The organism is Chryseobacterium sp. UYP7 (assembly GCF_056279225.1).
Window position 1 is genome coordinate 354,305 of the sequence record NZ_JBWBQW010000001.1, and the last position, 15,631, is coordinate 369,935.

Consider the following 15,631-nt stretch of genomic DNA (forward strand, 5'->3'; position numbering starts at 1 on the left):
ACTAATTTAGCAGAATGTTAAAAAGACTTTTTAGCGAGATAGGAGCATACTTCATCCTATTATCTAAGACCTTGAAGAGACCGCAGAAAAGGTCTGTATTCGGTAAGCTATTTATGCGCGAAATTTACGATCTGGGAGTTAACTCTTTCGGATTGGTTCTTTTCACCTCAACATTTGTTGGGGCGGTTGTTGCGATACAAATGTTCAATAACTTTAGCGCCTCATCCTTTCCTATTCCTAATTCCTTTATTGGTTATGCCACCAAGGTGGTACTGATTTTAGAATTTGCTCCTACAATTATTTCGGTAATTTTAGCCGGAAAAGTGGGATCGTATATTGCATCGAGTATCGGTACAATGCGGGTTACGGAACAGATTGATGCGTTAGATATTATGGGCGTAAACTCGCCAAATTTTCTGATACTGCCTAAAATCATAGCAAGTGTTATTTTTAATCCCTTGCTTATTGCGATTAGTATTGTTTTCGGAATTTGGGGTGGTTACCTTGCAGGAATTGCAACCGGAAGCTGGAGTAAAGCCGATTATATCACAGGTATTCAAATGTACATGCCGTCGCATTTTATTTGGTACGCATTTTTTAAGACTGCAGCATTTGCATTTTTAATTGCTACCATTCCGGCTTATTTCGGGTATAATGTAAAAGGTGGTTCGTTAGAAGTTGGTCGTGCAAGCACCCAAGCAGTAGTTTGGACCATTGTTGCCATTATTATTATGAACTTAATATTAACCCAAATGTTCCTTAGCTAATGATAGAAGTAAAAGATTTAAAGAAAAGTTTCGATGGCTCTGTGGAAGTTTTGAAAGGCATTACAACTACTTTCGAAACCGGAAAAGTAAACCTCATCATTGGACAAAGTGGCTCGGGAAAAACAGTTTTTCTGAAGAGTTTGCTCAATGTTTATCAGCCAACCTCCGGAGAAATTCTTTTTGATGGCAGGGATATTAATAAAATGAACCGTGATGATAAACAGCAGCTCCGTTCTGAAATTGGAACTGTATTTCAGGGAAGTGCGCTATTTGACTCTATGACCGTGGAAGAAAACATCACTTTTCCCCTGGATATGTTTACAAACCTTTCCTTTCGGGAAAAGAAAAGAAGAGCGTTTGAAGTTATCGGCAGAGTTCATCTGGAAAAAGCCAACAGAAAATATCCGTCTGAAATTTCGGGTGGAATGCAGAAAAGAGTTGCGATAGCAAGGGCGATCGTGAACAATCCAAAATATCTTTTTTGTGATGAACCTAACTCAGGTCTAGATCCTTACACCTCTAATATTATTGATGATCTGCTCTTAGAAATTACTCAGGAGTATAATACAACCACCATAATTAATTCCCACGATATGAACTCCGTAATGACCATCGGCGAAAAGATTCTTTATCTTCGAATGGGAATCAAGGAATGGGAAGGCAACAAAGACATCCTGATCAATGCAGGCAATAAAAACCTCATCGATTTCGTTTATTCATCAGAATTATTTAAAGAATTACGGGAATATTTTCTCGAAACCAAAAAGACCTCAATCGATAATATTATTACTAAACCCCATTCTAATGAATAAAATTCTTAGCATTGTTTTATTGTCCGCAACTATTAGTGCTTCTGCACAAATCTCTTTTGCTGCAAAAGCAAACGTAATAATTCCGACCAGTTCTGCAACCTGGCAAAATTTTAAAACTGGAATCGCAAATGCAGTGGAACAAAACGGAAAAAATATCACAGGCTTCAACGCAGGCTTATCTATGAAGATAGACGTGCCGTCTGCTTTATATGTGATGCCTGAAATTTATTACACTAATTTCAGCAATGAAGTAACGCTTTCAAACGACACCAATTCTGAAGTAACCACCATTAAAGCAAAAACAAGTCGAGTTGATGTTCCTGTTTTGTTGGGATACAATTTGCTGGGCGATATGCTAAGTGCTTATGTTGGACCGGTTGCAAGTTTCAATCTTGCGAAAGATGATAATTTCGACAGTTTTGTACAGAAAGTTAATGCAAAAGAATTTACTTTAGGCTACCAAATTGGAGCACAAAGTGAGATCAAAAAATTAATTATTTCTGCAAAATACGAAGGTGCTTTTTCGAAAGACCAAAGAAAATTCGTTAATACTGTTGCTGGATCTAATCAGGAAATTAATTACGACAACAGATCAAGTTTATTTATGCTCGGTTTAGGTTATAAATTCTAAACGCTATTTACATTGATATAAAAGAAATCCTCAGAATTAATAGTTCTGAGGATCTTTATTTTCTTCCGGTATGTAAGTTACAGTTTGTTGTTTAGCCAACTCTGCCGCTTGCTTTTCTAAATCTTCTTTTTCTCTTCTAAGCTGTTTAAGTTCTTTTCTTTTCTGATCTTCCCGAACTGCAGAACCTTTACTTGAATAACCTACAATTCCACCGATTATTAATCCAATACCAATTCCGGCCAGAATTCCCATTAGAGTCATCGGCTCAAAAAGTTTCACCGCAGAAAACTGAGGTTGTAAATAATAGAGTAAAAATGCCAGTCCTAAAAGTAGAAAACCAATAAATGTTAAATTTTTCATAGTTGTATCATTAAAAAAACCTTCCCAAATTTAAGCAAATTTTGGGAAGGTTAGTAATTTATATTGTTGAAGCTTAGATTTTACCTCCAGAAGCTTTGTAATACTCCAGTGCTTTCGGCATATCTTTTTCTAAATCAGCTCTCCTGCTTGCAGGACTTGGGTGAGTAGAAAGAAATTCTGGTGGAGTTCCGCCTTTTGACGATGCCTCCATTCTTTGCCAGAACGGTTGTGCTTCTCTAGGATCGTAACCTGCCATCGACATTAAATACAATCCCATCTCATCCGCTTCTAACTCTTGATTTCGACCATATTTTAATAAAGCAACCTGTGCTCCTATCGGATAAACCTGTTGAAAGATCGACGCCATTTGCCCGTTTGAAATAGTGCTTCCCAAAATCGCTCCACCATATTGTGCAACCATCGCCTGAGAAATTCTTTCGTTTCCGTGACCCGCAAGTGCGTGGGAAATCTCATGTCCCATAACCACCGCTAAACCAGTGTCGTTTTTTGTGATAGGTAAAATTCCTGTATAAACTGCAACTTTTCCACCCGGCATACACCATGCGTTAACCTGCTTGTCGTCTATCAAATTAAATTCCCACTGATAGTTGGTAAGATCGCCTTCTCTACCAATACTCCTGTAGTAATTATTCGCGGCATTTTTTATCCGAAGACCTACATTTTGTATGCTTTTGGCAGCGGTAGTTCCTTTAATAACTTTCGATGCAGATAAAGTCTGTCTATATTGTTGAAGTGCCATCGCAGAGATTTCCTGATTGTTGGCAAGTTGTAACGATGATCTACCCGTGATTGGATTCGTAGTACATGATACCATTGCAAAAGATATTGCGCAGGCTCCTAATAATCTGTTAACATTTTTCATAGCTGTAAAATTTCGATTTCTCCTCATAAATCAATTTTTATTCCAATTAAAATAAACCCTGTATTCAATAGCATAATTTTTGCAATACCATTAAAAAATTCAAGATGAAAAATATATTCAAAATCATAACTTCAAGTCTTTTTTTGATCACTTTTAATTCCTGTAGCACGCAGACCAATATTGCTCCGGCAAAAGTAACTTCATTATTACAAAGTGGCGAATTCACGTTTATGGCACAACGGGCAAATCCAACGAATATTGATGTGGTAAATGTGATGAATTCTCTCCCAAACTCCAGCGCATCGCAAATGTTGAATCTGGATTATGGCTATACGATGGAGATCAAAAAAAATGAAGTAAAATTGGTATTGCCATATTTCGGTCGAATGTTCAATCCCAGTTATGATACGACAAAAAATTCTTTCCGCGTCACTTCAAAGGATTTTAGTATTGATGAAAAAAGTGGAAGAAAAGGAAGTTCCGTTTATACGATCCTTCCGAAAGACCAACAGAATATTCGCAAGATCATTCTCGAAGTTTATAAAAATGGCAAATCCTACTTATCCATTGACGCTAATGACAGACAGCCAATTTCCTACGATGGTTATATTATGGAAAACATGCCGGTGAAAAAGTAAATCATTTCTTCAGCAATTTTTCTACAAATATTTTTGCTTCCGAACTTGGATTAGATTTCAGGTCAGAAGCATTTTTTTTGTGAAGTTTGTAAAAGTTTTCGCTGGATTTTTCTTCTTTTGTTTTTTGAAGGATATATTCCTGAACCCAGTAATCAAAGCGTTTTTCTGCTTGATATTGCCGAACTTCATCAAAGGTTCCATTTTGTAATTTTAATTTGATGAAATCATCGATCTTCTCGTAAACCTCATCCAAACCCATATTTTTTAGGGCAGAACCAAGCAAAACAGGAACCTTCCAGTTTTTTTCCTTTGATGGCAGGAAGTGAAGTGCTCTTAATAACTCGACTTTTGTATTTTTAGCTTTAATGGTATTGTCGTCTTCTACTTTATTAATAAAAATAACATCTACCATTTCCATAATTCCACGTTTGATCCCCTGTAATTCGTCGCCACCGCCGATAATTTTTAAAAACAGAAAAACATCTGTAATATCAGAAACCAGAACTTCGCTCTGTCCCACTCCAACAGTTTCAATAAGAATAAAATCAAAACCTGCGGCTTCGCAAATCAGTAAAGTTTCGAAAGTCGTATTCGCAACACCGCCCAAAAATCCAGAAGTTGGCGAAGGTCTTATAAAAGCATTTTTTTCTTTAGCAAGTTCCTCCATTCGGGTTTTGTCGCCTAAAATACTGCCTTTATTCAGCGAAGAACTTGGATCAATAGCTAAAACAGCCACTTTTTTTCCTTTTTCGAGAAGAAGTTTGCCAAAATTTTCGATGAAAGTGGATTTTCCGGCACCGGGAACGCCTGTTATTCCTATTCTTACAGAATTTCCAGTCAACGGCATAATGTCCTTCAGCAACTCTTCTGCCTGTTTCCGATGTTCCGCTTTTTTACTTTCTACCAAAGTAATCGCCTTGCCGATCATGCGTTTATCGCCGGACTTTATTCCTGTTAACAAATCTTGGGTAGAATAATTTTCCATAAACTCAAAAATACAAATCTTTTTAGGAACTCAATTCGATTTCAGATCCTAAAGTTGAACTTTAAATAAGCACATTCCTAAAATCAAAGTGGCACTGTAAATCGAACATGAACAATTTCAAAATAAATTTGATTATTTTTGAGTAAAACTATTTTTAAAAATGATGAAGGGACTTTTTTACGGCAAAGAAAAAAATTTAAGAAACCTATTTACATCTGCAACAGCAATAACAGGATTTATCTTTTTAACCTCCTGCACTCCAAACCCCGCGGTTGTGGAAGGAACAAAAATGAATACCGCAGAACGCCTTGCATTAGGAAAAACGATTTACGATAACTCTTGCGGTAAATGTCATGACTTGCCAAATCCGAGCGAGCATTCTGCACGTGATTGGGTTGGAATTATGAATGAAATGGCGCCAAAAGCGAAATTAAACGAGGAGCAGCATTCAGCTGTTTTCGATTATATCGTGTCTACAAAAAACTGATATTTTATAAGTGATGATCATTAAACCTGAAATAACATGGCAGGATTTCGATAAAATCGATATCCGAAGCGGCACGGTATTAAGTGTTTCGGATTTTCCTGAAGCCAGAAATCCTTCTTACCAATTAGAAATCGATTTCGGTGATCTAGGAATAAAAAAAACCTCGGCACAAATCACCAAACTGTATACAAAAGAAGAATTGATCGGAACTCAAATTTTGGCCGTCGTCAATTTTCCAAAAAAACAGATCGCCAATTTTTTCAGCGAATGTCTTGTCCTTGGTTTGTATGGCGACCAAAAGGAGGTAACGCTTCTAACACCTTCAAAACAAGTAAAAAATGGTTTTCCCGTAGGTTAAATTGTAATCACTATTTTCCATCCTCATAAAATTATTAAATTATGCTTCAAAATGTTCCTTTAGAAAAAGTTTTATTTCTGGATATCGAAACCGTTCCACAATTTGGAAACTGGGAAGAAGTGGACGAACCTACTCAAAAGCTCTGGGACAAAAAAACCCGCATGCAGCGAAAGGAAGAATTTAGTGCGGAGGAATTTTATGCAGAAAGAGGCGGAATCATGGCAGAATTTGGTCGAATTATCTGTATTTCGGTAGGGATCATCGAAAAAAGCGAAAAGTTGATGATCAAGAGTTTTTCTGGACATGATGAAAAAAAGCTTCTGGAAGAATTTGGAGAAATTTTTAACCGACCGAAACTGCGCGATGTTATTCTTTGTGCGCACAACGGCAAGGAATTCGATTTTCCCTGGATTGCGAGACGTTTTTTAATTAACGGAATGCATCCACCTTTGCCTTTTCAAATGTTTGGAAAAAAACCTTGGGAAATTCCACATCTCGATACCATGGAACTCTGGAAGTTTGGAGATTACAAATCCTTTGTCTCCTTAGAATTACTGGCAAACGTTTTTGGAATTCCAACTCCGAAAGATGATATTGACGGCTCAATGGTCGCATCGATTTACTATATAGAAAAAGACTTATTTAGAATTGTTCAATATTGTGAAAAAGATGTCTTAACTTTGGCAAATGTTTTCCGGCGCATGCGTCAGGAAGATCTGCTTGAAAAAAGTGAATAGAAATTTGATGGTAGAAACCTGAAAATCAAAGTCTTTATTGATAATAATTCAAAATAGACATTTCAATTTTACCAATCTCCAATTTTAAATTATGGCATATACTGACGATCAAATTGCTGTTATCGGCGAAAATATTATAAAAGCTCTAAAAACAGTTTACGATCCCGAAATTCCGGTTGATATTTATGAACTCGGTCTGATCTATGATGTACAGATCTCTGAAGAAGGTGCAGTGAAAGTTATTATGACTCTAACAACTCCTAATTGTCCTGTAGCAGAAAGTTTACCGGCAGAAGTTCGTGAAAAAGTAACAACGGTTGAAGATGTGAAAGAAGTGGATCTGGAACTTACCTTCGAACCTTCCTGGAACAAGGATATGATGAGCGAAGAAGCCCGTTTTGAATTGGGAATGTTCTAAATATATTTCCTCAAATCAAAGCTTAAAAACTTTGTCCTCGAACTCAAACATTATCGTTTTTTGAATACTTGGATGCATTGATAATGCTACCGGGCAGTTCAAAGCAGTTTCCTCAATAAATTTCTTTTCTTCGTCTGTAAATGTTCCTGGAATTCGCACGATACAAAAGATGGTTCCGATTCTTTTGGGTTCAGGATAGGTGGATTTTTTTAATTCGCATGTTGCACCTGTAATGTCGATTCCTTTTGATTTTCCTAAAACTGCAACTGCCATTAACATCGATTGCCCATACGAGATTCCAAAAATGTCGGAGGGAGAGAAATATTCTGAAGTTCCGCCTTCTCTCAAAGGTGCGCACGTGGTAATTTCGGCGCCAGATTTCCCGTGTTGAGAAACTATTTTAAAATCTCCTAAATAAGTAATTATTGAAGTCATAACCTACAATTTTATTTATCATCAAAGATAGAGATAAAATTATGAAATATGCAATCAATTAAAGCTATAATACTATAATATTTAAATTTCGTCCAACGACACGTTATTAAATTAATATCATTTTGCCTAAATTATTGATAATCTTAATTTAATTCTATGATGCTTTACTTATTAGAAATGAAAAATATCTTTAGCGCGATTGTAGGAACTCTCAAAGTTGAGTAAATTAAGAGAATGATCAATCTTTTCGACCGCCATAAAATTGATGACCTGTTCTGTCGGCATATTTCCCACCAGTTCATCTTTTGCCATGGGACAGCCGCCAATTCCTTTGATTGCAGAGTCAAATCGTCTACAACCATTGTCGTATGCCGCTTTTAATTTAGAGTACGAGTCTTCGTACCGATTATGAAAATGGGCACCGAAATCAACTCCCGGATATTTCGCGGGGATCTTGTCAAACAAAAGTTCGATCTGTTCTAAACTTCCAGTCCCGGAAGTGTCGGAGAGTAGTATGTTTTTAACGCCAATTTCGTTGAAACGTTTTGCCCAGAAATCAACGTCCTGCCATTTCCACATTTCGCCATAAGGATTACCAAACGCCATGGAAAAATAGATATTCAAAGCTCTGCCATCAGTTTTTAAAATTTCGTTGATCTTCTGAATAGCTTTGAATGCTTCTTCCTGACTCTTATTGGTATTCCGATGCTGAAAAGTTTCGGATATTGAAAACGGAAATCCCAAAATATCAACTTGCGCATGCTGCAAAGCTTTTTCAGCACCGCGGTAATTGGCTACGATCACCGATATTTTTGTATTGGAAATTCCTTTGTCGATCTCATCGATCACTTTCCCGGAATCAGCCATCTGAGGAATGGATTTTGGCGACACAAAACTGCCACAATCCAGAACATCAAAACCGACCGCCATTAAGGAATTAATGTAATCAATCTTCTTGGTAGTGGGAATAAATTCACCCCAACCCTGCATGGCATCTCGTGGACATTCGGTTAAAAACATTTCTTGATTTTGATTTTATCAAATATAACAAAACTTTAAAAAAAAGTCTTTAAATTATAAATTATTGATTTCCATTCACTTAAGACTTAAACACTCTTAGAAACTTCAAAAATAATTCCGAAATCCTTGCCTTATCCTCAAGCTAAAATTTTAACTTTGTTAAAAATACTACTTTATGACTACCATAGATTTTAATTCCGACTGGAAACTGAAATTACAAAACCGCTTTCTAAATTATGTAAAAATTTATTCTACAAGCGATCCAGAAAGTGAATCTACACCATCTACACCACAACAATGGGACATTGCAAAATATATTTTCGAAGAATTAAAAACTTTGGGTTTAAGTGATGTTTCAATGGATGATCATGGATATATCTACGCTTATGTTCCTTCAAATATAGAAAACGACGATGAACCTGTGGTTGGATTTATTTCCCATTACGACACCTCACCAGACTTCAACGGAAAAAATGTTAATCCTCAAATTTGGGAGGATTACGATGGACAGGATCTAATTCTTAATAAAGAAACCGGCTTTACGCTTTCACCCTCGAAATTTGAAACTTTAAAAGATCATGTAGGTAAAACACTGATTACAACTGATGGAACGAGTTTATTAGGCGCCGACGATAAAGCCGGTCTTGCTGAGATCGTTACTGCTGCAGAATTTTTATTGGCTCATCCAGAAATTAAACACGGAAGAATTGCGATTGGATTTACCCCAGATGAAGAAATTGGAAGAGGCGCGCACAAATTCGATGTGAAAAAATTTGGTGCCGAATGGGCTTATACGATGGATGGCAGCGAGGTGGGAGAATTGGAATATGAAAATTTCAACGCCGCAGGAGCTGTAGTGAAAATTCACGGACTTAGTGTTCATCCGGGTTATGCGTACGGAAAGATGGTGAATGCTTCTTTACTCGCATCAGAATTTATAAAAATGCTTCCGGAAAACGAAACTCCTTCTACTACCCGAGAGTTTGAAGGATTCTACCACTTGACTGATTTAAAATCCGATGTTTCTGAAGCAAAGATCCAATATATTATCCGGGATCACGACAATGATAAATTCGAAGCAAGAAAAAAACACATCACTGATCAAGTTGCAGCTTTCAATAAAAAATACGGGGATGGAATTGCTGAAATTGAAATTAAAGAGCAATACCGCAATATGAAGCAGCAATTTGAAGGGAAAATGCATATTGTGGACATTGCAGAACAGGCGATGAAAGAGGCGAATATTGAACCCAATATTAAGGCCATTCGCGGTGGTACAGACGGAGCGCAACTTTCTTATATGGGATTACCTTGTCCGAACATTTTCGCGGGCGGTATGAACTTCCACGGACCTTATGAATATGTTGCATTGGAATCAATGGCAAAAGCAGTTGAAGTGATTGTAAATATTGCGAAGGCGAAGAAGAAAAAGTAAGTTTAAAAACATAATTTAAAAAACCATCACTTTTAATAGCGGTGGTTTTTTGCTATTAGGGAAGGATCGAAAATTCTTTTCAAACTCAAAATTTAGATTTGATGAAAAAATTTAATTATTACGATCGCGTCTATTCTAAAAACTTCCTTTTTCAAACGCAAAAAAAAACATCTCATTAAAACTTTAGAATAAAATATTTCTTCTTTATACTGAAAATGGAGCATCAAAAAATTTGAAATCAATATTTAAAAATCCCCAAAAAAGCATTCAAATCATTGTTTAGCTGAAAGTTATAATATAAGTTATACTTGAAATTCAAACATAAAAAAACCACCACATTTCTGTGATGGTTTTGCTCCTCTTCTTGGGCTCGAACCAAGGACCCTCTGATTAACAGTCAGATGCTCTAACCAACTGAGCTAAAGAGGAGTGTTGCTCTTTGCGCTAAGCGTCTGCAAATATAAAAACTTTTTTATTCTTGCCAAAACTTTTAGGAGAAATTTTCTAAAATTTTCCTGTAATCCATTTCAGGATGTCGTTTCCGAAGATTATGACCATTAATCCCAGTAAGAAAATAACTCCGATCATCTGTGCACTTTCTAAAACTTTTTGTGGAACAGGTTTACCTGTGATCATTTCCCACAGCGTGAAAACTACGTGACCACCGTCTAATCCCGGAATTGGAATTAAGTTAAGGAAAGCCAACCATACAGAAAACATGGCTGTAAAGCTCCAGAAAAACTCCCAGTTGATGGTTTCCGGCATTTGCTTAATAATTCCTATTGGTCCTGAAACTTTCTTGTAACCTTCCGTTTTGGTATTGAAAACAATTTTAAATTGTTTGATCTGCATGGTCAAAACATCAATTGTTCTTGTTAATCCACGTGGAATTGCCTGAGCAAAAGTATAATGTTTCGTAACCTGTGTTTTTTCAAATTCTTTTTGAGCAATTGAGGTATCTGCTAAAAACCCAAGTTTACCATCTGCACTTACTTTTAAGTTAACTTTTTTTAACTCATTATTATTTTCCCCATCCAGAACAGGCGCATTGCTTCTTTCTACATCTACAACAATATCTTTATTTTTATACTGAGCGATTTCTGTCTGTAGCTCATCAAAGAACCGAATGGGTTTCCCGTTGATTCCAACGATCTTATCGCCCTTCAATAATCCGGCGCCCTTTGCAGCTCCGTCAGCAGTTAGACTATCAATAACAGCTGGAAAACGTGGCCCGAAATAAGCTTTGGCTTCATTCTGTGCTAAAACCGCCGCAACGCCATCTTCATTTACAGGAAAGGTCACTTCTTTTCCATCCCGGATTACGGTTGCTTCATTAGCAAAAAGCATATTAATCGTAGAGGTTTCTAAACGGTCAGCGGGCTTACCATCAATTCTTAAAACGACATCACCATTCTTCAGACCCATTTTTCTACCGGGTTCTGAAACAGAAACACCATTTTCGAATTTGGCGTTTTCATGAAAGGTTTCTCCTTTAAAATAACTTAAAGCGGAATAAATGAACCAGGCTAAAAAGAAGTTTACAGTAACTCCTCCCAACATAATAATTAGTCGCTGCCAAGCTGGTTTGCTACGAAATTCCCAAGGTTCAGGAGGTTTACTAAGTTGTTCAGTATCCATACTTTCGTCAACCATTCCGGCAATTTTCACATAGCCACCAAACGGCAGCCATCCAATTCCATATTCTGTATCACCAATTTTTTTCTTCGCAATAGAAAACCAGGGATCAAAAAAAAGGTAGAATTTTTCTACTTTAGTCTTAAAAAGTTTCGCGGGTATAAAATGCCCCAATTCATGAAGGATAACGAGAATTGAGATGCTCAATATAAATTGAAATAACTGTATTAATGTCATTGAAAATGTTTAAATTATTTAAGATTTGCGAAGATACGAATTATCGAAAGTATGCCAACAAAAAAAAAGGCTCTCAAATGAGAACCTTTTGTCTTATATATTGTAAATCTTACAAGTTGAACGAAACACCTAAGCTTCCGTTGTTACCTGCTTCAAGATAAATACCAAAATTCTGATTGAAGAAATATCTTACTCCAACGTGCGCTCCAAAATAAGTTCCGCTGTCACCCAAAAGACCTAAATCAATACCTGGATATATATCCCAGTTTGAAGGCAGACCTAAAGGATCCTGTAAGTGAAAATTCAAACGACCAAATACTCCGAAATCATCGTTAGCGTATTTATCGTTATTATGATCGAAGAAGAAATTTGCTCCTGCTCCAACCGAAATAATTTTAGATAAACCGTAATCGTAAGTAGCAGTAATACCGGTTCCATAACCCCAACCGTTGAAACCAACCTGTATTTTCTGATCTCCTTTTCCACTCCATGCTTGTCCAAAAGCCATTTGTCCTAAAAAGAACATTGAGCACACTAAAAGTAACTTTTTCATAATCTTATTTTGTTTTTAACGTTATAGTTTCCACTAAGCAAAGATAAGACCAAATTTTGCATTTACGCAACTCCTTTAAGAGAAAATTTGTATATTTAATCATGTATTACGAAAAATTATGAAAAACATTTTAAAAATTGAGGGTTTAAATTTTGATATCCTGTGGAAAGATAAAAGCATAAATTTCGATCGAATTGATAAAGAACTAGAAGACAGCACATCGGACCTCATTCTTTTACCAGAAATGTTTTCGACAGGATTTTACATGAAGCCGGAAGAAATTGCAGATCGCGGAGAGGAAACCCTAAACTGGATGAAAACTTTCTCTAAAAAAATGAATACCGCCATTGCGGGTAGTGCTTCTGTTTGTGAAAATGATCAATTCTTCAACCGTTTTTATTTTGTACTTCCCGACGGAACATATCATCAATATGACAAGCGCCACTTATTTTCTTTCTCTGGGGAGGACAAAAAATACACTGCAGGAACAGAAAGAGTGATCGTAAATTACAAAGGCTGGCGAATTCTGCTGCAGGTCTGTTACGATCTGCGTTTCCCTGTTTTTTCTCGAAATAATGACGATTATGATGCTATTTTGTATGTGGCAAACTGGCCGGAAAGCAGGATCGACGCCTGGACGACTTTATTAAAGGCTCGCGCTATTGAAAATCAAGCTTATGTTTTCGGCCTGAACAGAATCGGCACAGATGGAAATAATCTGCACTATCCCGAAAGTTCGTATTGCTTTTTTCCAGATGGAAGTAATGTTTCCGAAACATCGAAAAATATTGTTTCCGCAGAATTAAATATGGAAAAGCTGAATGAATTCAGACAAAAATTCCAGTTCTTGAATGATCGTGACACTTTTGAAATAACGTAAAATTACGCTTTAGAAAAATCGGTCAGGAGCTTTGTTAAAGTATTTACATCGTGAACTCCACTTTCCTTCCAAAGCAATTCGCTATTTTTAAAAACCGCTAGAGTTGGTACTCCACGAACTCCGTATTCGGAAGCAATTGCCGGATATTGATCGATGTCAATTTTTATAATTCTGGCTAATTCACCAATATTTTCCTTAACAGTATTAAGAACAGAAGACTGTACTTTGCACGGACCACACCAGGTTGCAAAAAAATCAACCAGAACAGGTCGCTCGGAATTGATTAATTCTTGAAATTTTTGAGACATATTAAAAAGTTATTTCGTTAAAATTTAGACACCTAAACAATTAGTTCCGGACTTTGGATTCGTCTTTTGAAATGGGAACCTCACAATTTCCGGAGGCACAGCCAAATCTGAAAACTGCCATTGCGATAAAATAAAGTCCGAATGGGATCATCCACCAACTTCTGTCATTTACAGCAATAAGGACAAAGAAAATACCACCTGCTAAGTAGATGACTCTTCTTAAATTCCAGTTTTTTAGCAAATCATTCATTAGTTTAATTTATTTTGAAGAGCGCTCCAACCACCGCCATTATACGCTTCGAAACCATTCTCTTTCAAAATTGACCTTGCCGAAGCGCTTCTCATTCCACTTGCACAACACGTAATAATGGGTTTCTTTAAATCCAGCTTCTTCATTTCCGCTGCAAGTTCTTGTAAAGGAATATTTTTGGAGTTTCTAATATTTCCATTACTAAATTCGGCAGGCGTTCTTACATCAATGATTTGCGCTCCCCGATTTTGTAGTTCTTTATAATTGACCACTTCCTTACCTAACAATTTTTTTATAAAATCAAACATTGCTTTTTTCTTTAGGTTTTTTAAACATTGAAAACATCAAATATCCCATTACCATTCCATAAGCGGAAGAATTGAGCGGTTTTGAAGTGATTGCACAGGTACCGCTTTCGCACCCAATAAAATGATAGTAGGCAAATCCTAATAATCCACCGGCGAATATTCCGATAATTCCTAGCTGATGTTTCGTTATAAATGCTTTCATTTTATCGTTTTTTGAGATTGATAAAAATCTCGCTGCCTCTTCTGTTTTCGATACTGTTGTAACATTCTTCCATTTTCTGAATGTCAAAACGTTTTTTGAAAATGAAGTGATATTCGGGAATACTCCCACCGAAAGGCGGCCCTTTCTGCTCGAAATTCCTGTTGAAAGTTACGCCAATGATCCGACCATTTTCCGTCAGTAGATCATGCATTTTTTCTGCGTACTGATTTCTTAATAATGTTGGGATCGCACAGAAGAAAGTTTGCTCGATCACCAGATCATATTTTCCCTGATGGATAAAAAAATCTTCGCAGATCACAGAAACCCCTTCCTTTTCTTTGTACTTCTCTGTTAAGAGCTCAACGGCAGTCGGGGCAAAATCCAGCACCGTAATATTTCTAAATCCGAGATCCCAGAGAAATTCAGCTTCGTAAGCGTTACCACAACCCGGAATTAAAATTTTGGCTTCTTTATTTTCATATTGAAGCATATATTCCTCAATTGCCGGAGAAGAATAACCGATATCCCAACCGGTTTCTTTCTTTTCCCACTGGTGGTCCCAATAATTTTGGTCCAGATCGGCCTGGCTGGAAACAGTTCCACAAGAAAGCACTTCTTTCATTACAGTTCCTGCGCTACCGAAAATAAATTTTCATCAGAAACTCCAATAACTTCATGCTCAACATTTACGGGAATTTCGTAAATATCGAATGGTTTCATATTAATGGTTTCACCCTGAATCACAAAATTTATTTCTCCTTTTAAGACTACCAATGTCGCGGGAACCGGAGCAGTATGTTTTTTCAAAACGCCGCCTTTTCCTAAAGCCACTGCAAAATATTTAAGTTTTTCCCTTTTTTTAATCGGGCAAACATTTGCTTTTTCAGAACTGAATTCGATTTTATCTAATATATTCATCTTTTTTTATTTTTGATTTTGAATGGCTTCAATATTTTTTAAGGTCTTTCCGTAATACACATTTTCAACGCCATTTTTCTTTAAAATTTCTACCGCTTTTGTCGCCTGTGCACCGCTGTTACAAAATATAACGACCTTTTTTTGCTTTTTGAAAAAGTCGATATTATCTTCGATAGTGGCTAGTGGAATATTAACGGCATTTGGTGCTGTCTTTTCTCCGAACTGTTCGGGAATGCGAACATCTACCAAAGTAGTTTCGGGATTATTTACAATCTCTTTTAAGTTCGGTTGCGTATAATTTTCAGCAGGATTTGCGGTTGCGCACGAACCAAATAACATCGCAATCATTAATAAACTAAGGAAATATTTCATTT

At 36.6% G+C, this 15,631-nt stretch carries 24 protein-coding genes and 1 tRNA gene; 10 read left to right on the forward strand and 15 right to left on the reverse strand.

All coding sequences use genetic code 11. The annotated features are described in order from the left end of the window. Positions 1–14 precede the first annotated feature (14 nt). From ACZ9HT_RS01620 to ACZ9HT_RS01630, 3 genes are read left to right on the forward strand one after another with little or no spacing between them, the layout of a single operon-like run. The gene (locus ACZ9HT_RS01620) at positions 15–767 is read left to right on the forward strand and encodes an MlaE family ABC transporter permease (RefSeq protein WP_476038686.1); all 753 of its coding nucleotides are present in this window, start codon (positions 15–17) and stop codon (positions 765–767) included. Then, complete coding sequence (locus ACZ9HT_RS01625; protein ID WP_476038687.1) at positions 767–1,579, forward strand: ABC transporter ATP-binding protein; 813 nt, start codon at positions 767–769, stop codon at positions 1,577–1,579. The genes ACZ9HT_RS01620 and ACZ9HT_RS01625 overlap by 1 nt, the downstream gene beginning before the upstream one ends. Continuing rightward, complete coding sequence (locus tag ACZ9HT_RS01630; protein ID WP_476038688.1) at positions 1,572–2,210, forward strand: outer membrane beta-barrel protein; 639 nt, start codon at positions 1,572–1,574, stop codon at positions 2,208–2,210. Before ACZ9HT_RS01625 ends, ACZ9HT_RS01630 begins: the two co-directional genes overlap by 8 nt. A gap of 36 nt (positions 2,211–2,246) precedes the next feature. Here ACZ9HT_RS01630 and ACZ9HT_RS01635 read toward each other — a convergent pair whose 3' ends face one another. Both ACZ9HT_RS01635 and ACZ9HT_RS01640 read right to left on the reverse strand, forming a co-directional pair. After that, entirely contained in the window at positions 2,247–2,570 is a 324-nt protein-coding gene (locus ACZ9HT_RS01635) for a hypothetical protein (protein ID WP_476038689.1), read from the reverse strand. Between the two features lie 73 nt (positions 2,571–2,643). Continuing rightward, the gene (locus tag ACZ9HT_RS01640) at positions 2,644–3,453 is read right to left on the reverse strand and encodes a M48 family metallopeptidase (RefSeq protein WP_476038690.1); all 810 of its coding nucleotides are present in this window, start codon (positions 3,451–3,453) and stop codon (positions 2,644–2,646) included. Positions 3,454–3,557: 104 nt separating this feature from the next. Between ACZ9HT_RS01640 and ACZ9HT_RS01645 the strand changes: the two genes are divergently transcribed. Then, a complete protein-coding gene (locus ACZ9HT_RS01645; protein WP_476038691.1) occupies positions 3,558–4,091 on the forward strand; it encodes a DUF4251 domain-containing protein in 534 nt (177 codons plus the stop codon). A 1-nt stretch (position 4,092) separates the two neighbouring features. Here the strand turns inward: ACZ9HT_RS01645 and meaB are convergent, their stop codons facing one another. Then, positions 4,093–5,076 (reverse strand): methylmalonyl Co-A mutase-associated GTPase MeaB, encoded by a 984-nt coding sequence (meaB, locus tag ACZ9HT_RS01650; RefSeq protein ID WP_476038692.1) that lies wholly within the window; start codon positions 5,074–5,076, stop codon positions 4,093–4,095. Between the two features lie 160 nt (positions 5,077–5,236). On the opposite strand from meaB, the gene ACZ9HT_RS01655 reads away from it, so the two are divergent. The 4 genes from ACZ9HT_RS01655 (at position 5,237) to ACZ9HT_RS01670 (ending at position 7,076) form a co-directional block, all read left to right on the forward strand. Next, the gene (locus tag ACZ9HT_RS01655; RefSeq protein WP_476038693.1) at positions 5,237–5,563 is read left to right on the forward strand and encodes a cytochrome C; all 327 of its coding nucleotides are present in this window, start codon (positions 5,237–5,239) and stop codon (positions 5,561–5,563) included. Positions 5,564–5,576: 13 nt separating this feature from the next. Beyond that, positions 5,577–5,921: a tRNA-binding protein gene (locus ACZ9HT_RS01660; RefSeq protein WP_476039194.1), complete on the forward strand. Its 345-nt coding sequence runs from the start codon at positions 5,577–5,579 to the stop codon at positions 5,919–5,921. A 41-nt stretch (positions 5,922–5,962) separates the two neighbouring features. Next, positions 5,963–6,658 carry a 3'-5' exonuclease gene (locus ACZ9HT_RS01665; RefSeq protein WP_476038694.1) on the forward strand — a complete coding sequence of 232 codons (696 nt, stop codon included), beginning with the start codon at positions 5,963–5,965 and terminating at the stop codon, positions 6,656–6,658. Between the two features lie 91 nt (positions 6,659–6,749). Further along, complete coding sequence (locus ACZ9HT_RS01670) at positions 6,750–7,076, forward strand: SUF system Fe-S cluster assembly protein (RefSeq protein ID WP_476038695.1); 327 nt, start codon at positions 6,750–6,752, stop codon at positions 7,074–7,076. Between the two features lie 15 nt (positions 7,077–7,091). Here ACZ9HT_RS01670 and ACZ9HT_RS01675 read toward each other — a convergent pair whose 3' ends face one another. Together ACZ9HT_RS01675 and ACZ9HT_RS01680 are read right to left on the reverse strand one after the other, a co-directional pair. Next, entirely contained in the window at positions 7,092–7,511 is a 420-nt protein-coding gene (locus ACZ9HT_RS01675) for an OsmC family protein (protein WP_476038696.1), read from the reverse strand. A 171-nt stretch (positions 7,512–7,682) separates the two neighbouring features. Then, positions 7,683–8,531: a beta/alpha barrel domain-containing protein gene (locus tag ACZ9HT_RS01680; RefSeq protein ID WP_476038697.1), complete on the reverse strand. Its 849-nt coding sequence runs from the start codon at positions 8,529–8,531 to the stop codon at positions 7,683–7,685. A gap of 175 nt (positions 8,532–8,706) precedes the next feature. Between ACZ9HT_RS01680 and pepT the strand changes: the two genes are divergently transcribed. Next, positions 8,707–9,966 (forward strand): peptidase T, encoded by a 1,260-nt coding sequence (gene pepT / locus ACZ9HT_RS01685; protein ID WP_476038698.1) that lies wholly within the window; start codon positions 8,707–8,709, stop codon positions 9,964–9,966. Between the two features lie 355 nt (positions 9,967–10,321). On the opposite strand, the gene ACZ9HT_RS01690 is transcribed toward pepT, so the two are convergent. From ACZ9HT_RS01690 to ACZ9HT_RS01700, 3 genes are all read right to left on the reverse strand, one after another. After that, a tRNA-Asn gene (locus tag ACZ9HT_RS01690) sits at positions 10,322–10,395 on the reverse strand. A 75-nt stretch (positions 10,396–10,470) separates the two neighbouring features. Further along, positions 10,471–11,838, reverse strand: coding sequence for an RIP metalloprotease RseP (gene rseP / locus ACZ9HT_RS01695; protein WP_476038699.1), 1,368 nt, complete (start codon positions 11,836–11,838; stop codon positions 10,471–10,473). A 109-nt stretch (positions 11,839–11,947) separates the two neighbouring features. After that, positions 11,948–12,391, reverse strand: coding sequence for a DUF6646 family protein (locus tag ACZ9HT_RS01700; RefSeq protein ID WP_476038700.1), 444 nt, complete (start codon positions 12,389–12,391; stop codon positions 11,948–11,950). A 118-nt stretch (positions 12,392–12,509) separates the two neighbouring features. Between ACZ9HT_RS01700 and ACZ9HT_RS01705 the strand changes: the two genes are divergently transcribed. Next, positions 12,510–13,271 (forward strand): amidohydrolase, encoded by a 762-nt coding sequence (locus ACZ9HT_RS01705; RefSeq protein ID WP_476038701.1) that lies wholly within the window; start codon positions 12,510–12,512, stop codon positions 13,269–13,271. 2 nt (positions 13,272–13,273) lie between these two features. On the opposite strand, the gene ACZ9HT_RS01710 is transcribed toward ACZ9HT_RS01705, so the two are convergent. The 7 genes from ACZ9HT_RS01710 to ACZ9HT_RS01740 are packed head-to-tail and all read right to left on the reverse strand — an operon-like array spanning position 13,274 to position 15,629. Continuing rightward, complete coding sequence (locus ACZ9HT_RS01710) at positions 13,274–13,579, reverse strand: thioredoxin family protein (RefSeq protein WP_476038702.1); 306 nt, start codon at positions 13,577–13,579, stop codon at positions 13,274–13,276. A gap of 40 nt (positions 13,580–13,619) precedes the next feature. Then, positions 13,620–13,829: a hypothetical protein gene (locus ACZ9HT_RS01715; RefSeq protein ID WP_476038703.1), complete on the reverse strand. Its 210-nt coding sequence runs from the start codon at positions 13,827–13,829 to the stop codon at positions 13,620–13,622. Beyond that, positions 13,829–14,137, reverse strand: a complete 309-nt coding sequence (locus tag ACZ9HT_RS01720) for a rhodanese-like domain-containing protein (RefSeq protein WP_476038704.1) — start codon at positions 14,135–14,137, stop codon at positions 13,829–13,831. The genes ACZ9HT_RS01715 and ACZ9HT_RS01720 overlap by 1 nt, the downstream gene beginning before the upstream one ends. Continuing rightward, entirely contained in the window at positions 14,130–14,339 is a 210-nt protein-coding gene (locus ACZ9HT_RS01725) for a DUF6132 family protein (RefSeq protein ID WP_476038705.1), read from the reverse strand. Before ACZ9HT_RS01725 ends, ACZ9HT_RS01720 begins: the two co-directional genes overlap by 8 nt. A gap of 1 nt (position 14,340) precedes the next feature. After that, positions 14,341–14,961, reverse strand: a complete 621-nt coding sequence (locus ACZ9HT_RS01730; protein WP_476038706.1) for a methyltransferase domain-containing protein — start codon at positions 14,959–14,961, stop codon at positions 14,341–14,343. Then, on the reverse strand, positions 14,961–15,257 hold the full coding sequence (locus tag ACZ9HT_RS01735) for a cupin domain-containing protein (RefSeq protein ID WP_476038707.1): 297 nt from the start codon (positions 15,255–15,257) through the stop codon (positions 14,961–14,963). The genes ACZ9HT_RS01730 and ACZ9HT_RS01735 overlap by 1 nt, the downstream gene beginning before the upstream one ends. Before the next feature lie 6 nt (positions 15,258–15,263). Further along, positions 15,264–15,629 (reverse strand): rhodanese-like domain-containing protein, encoded by a 366-nt coding sequence (locus ACZ9HT_RS01740; protein ID WP_476038708.1) that lies wholly within the window; start codon positions 15,627–15,629, stop codon positions 15,264–15,266. Positions 15,630–15,631: the final 2 nt, after the last annotated feature.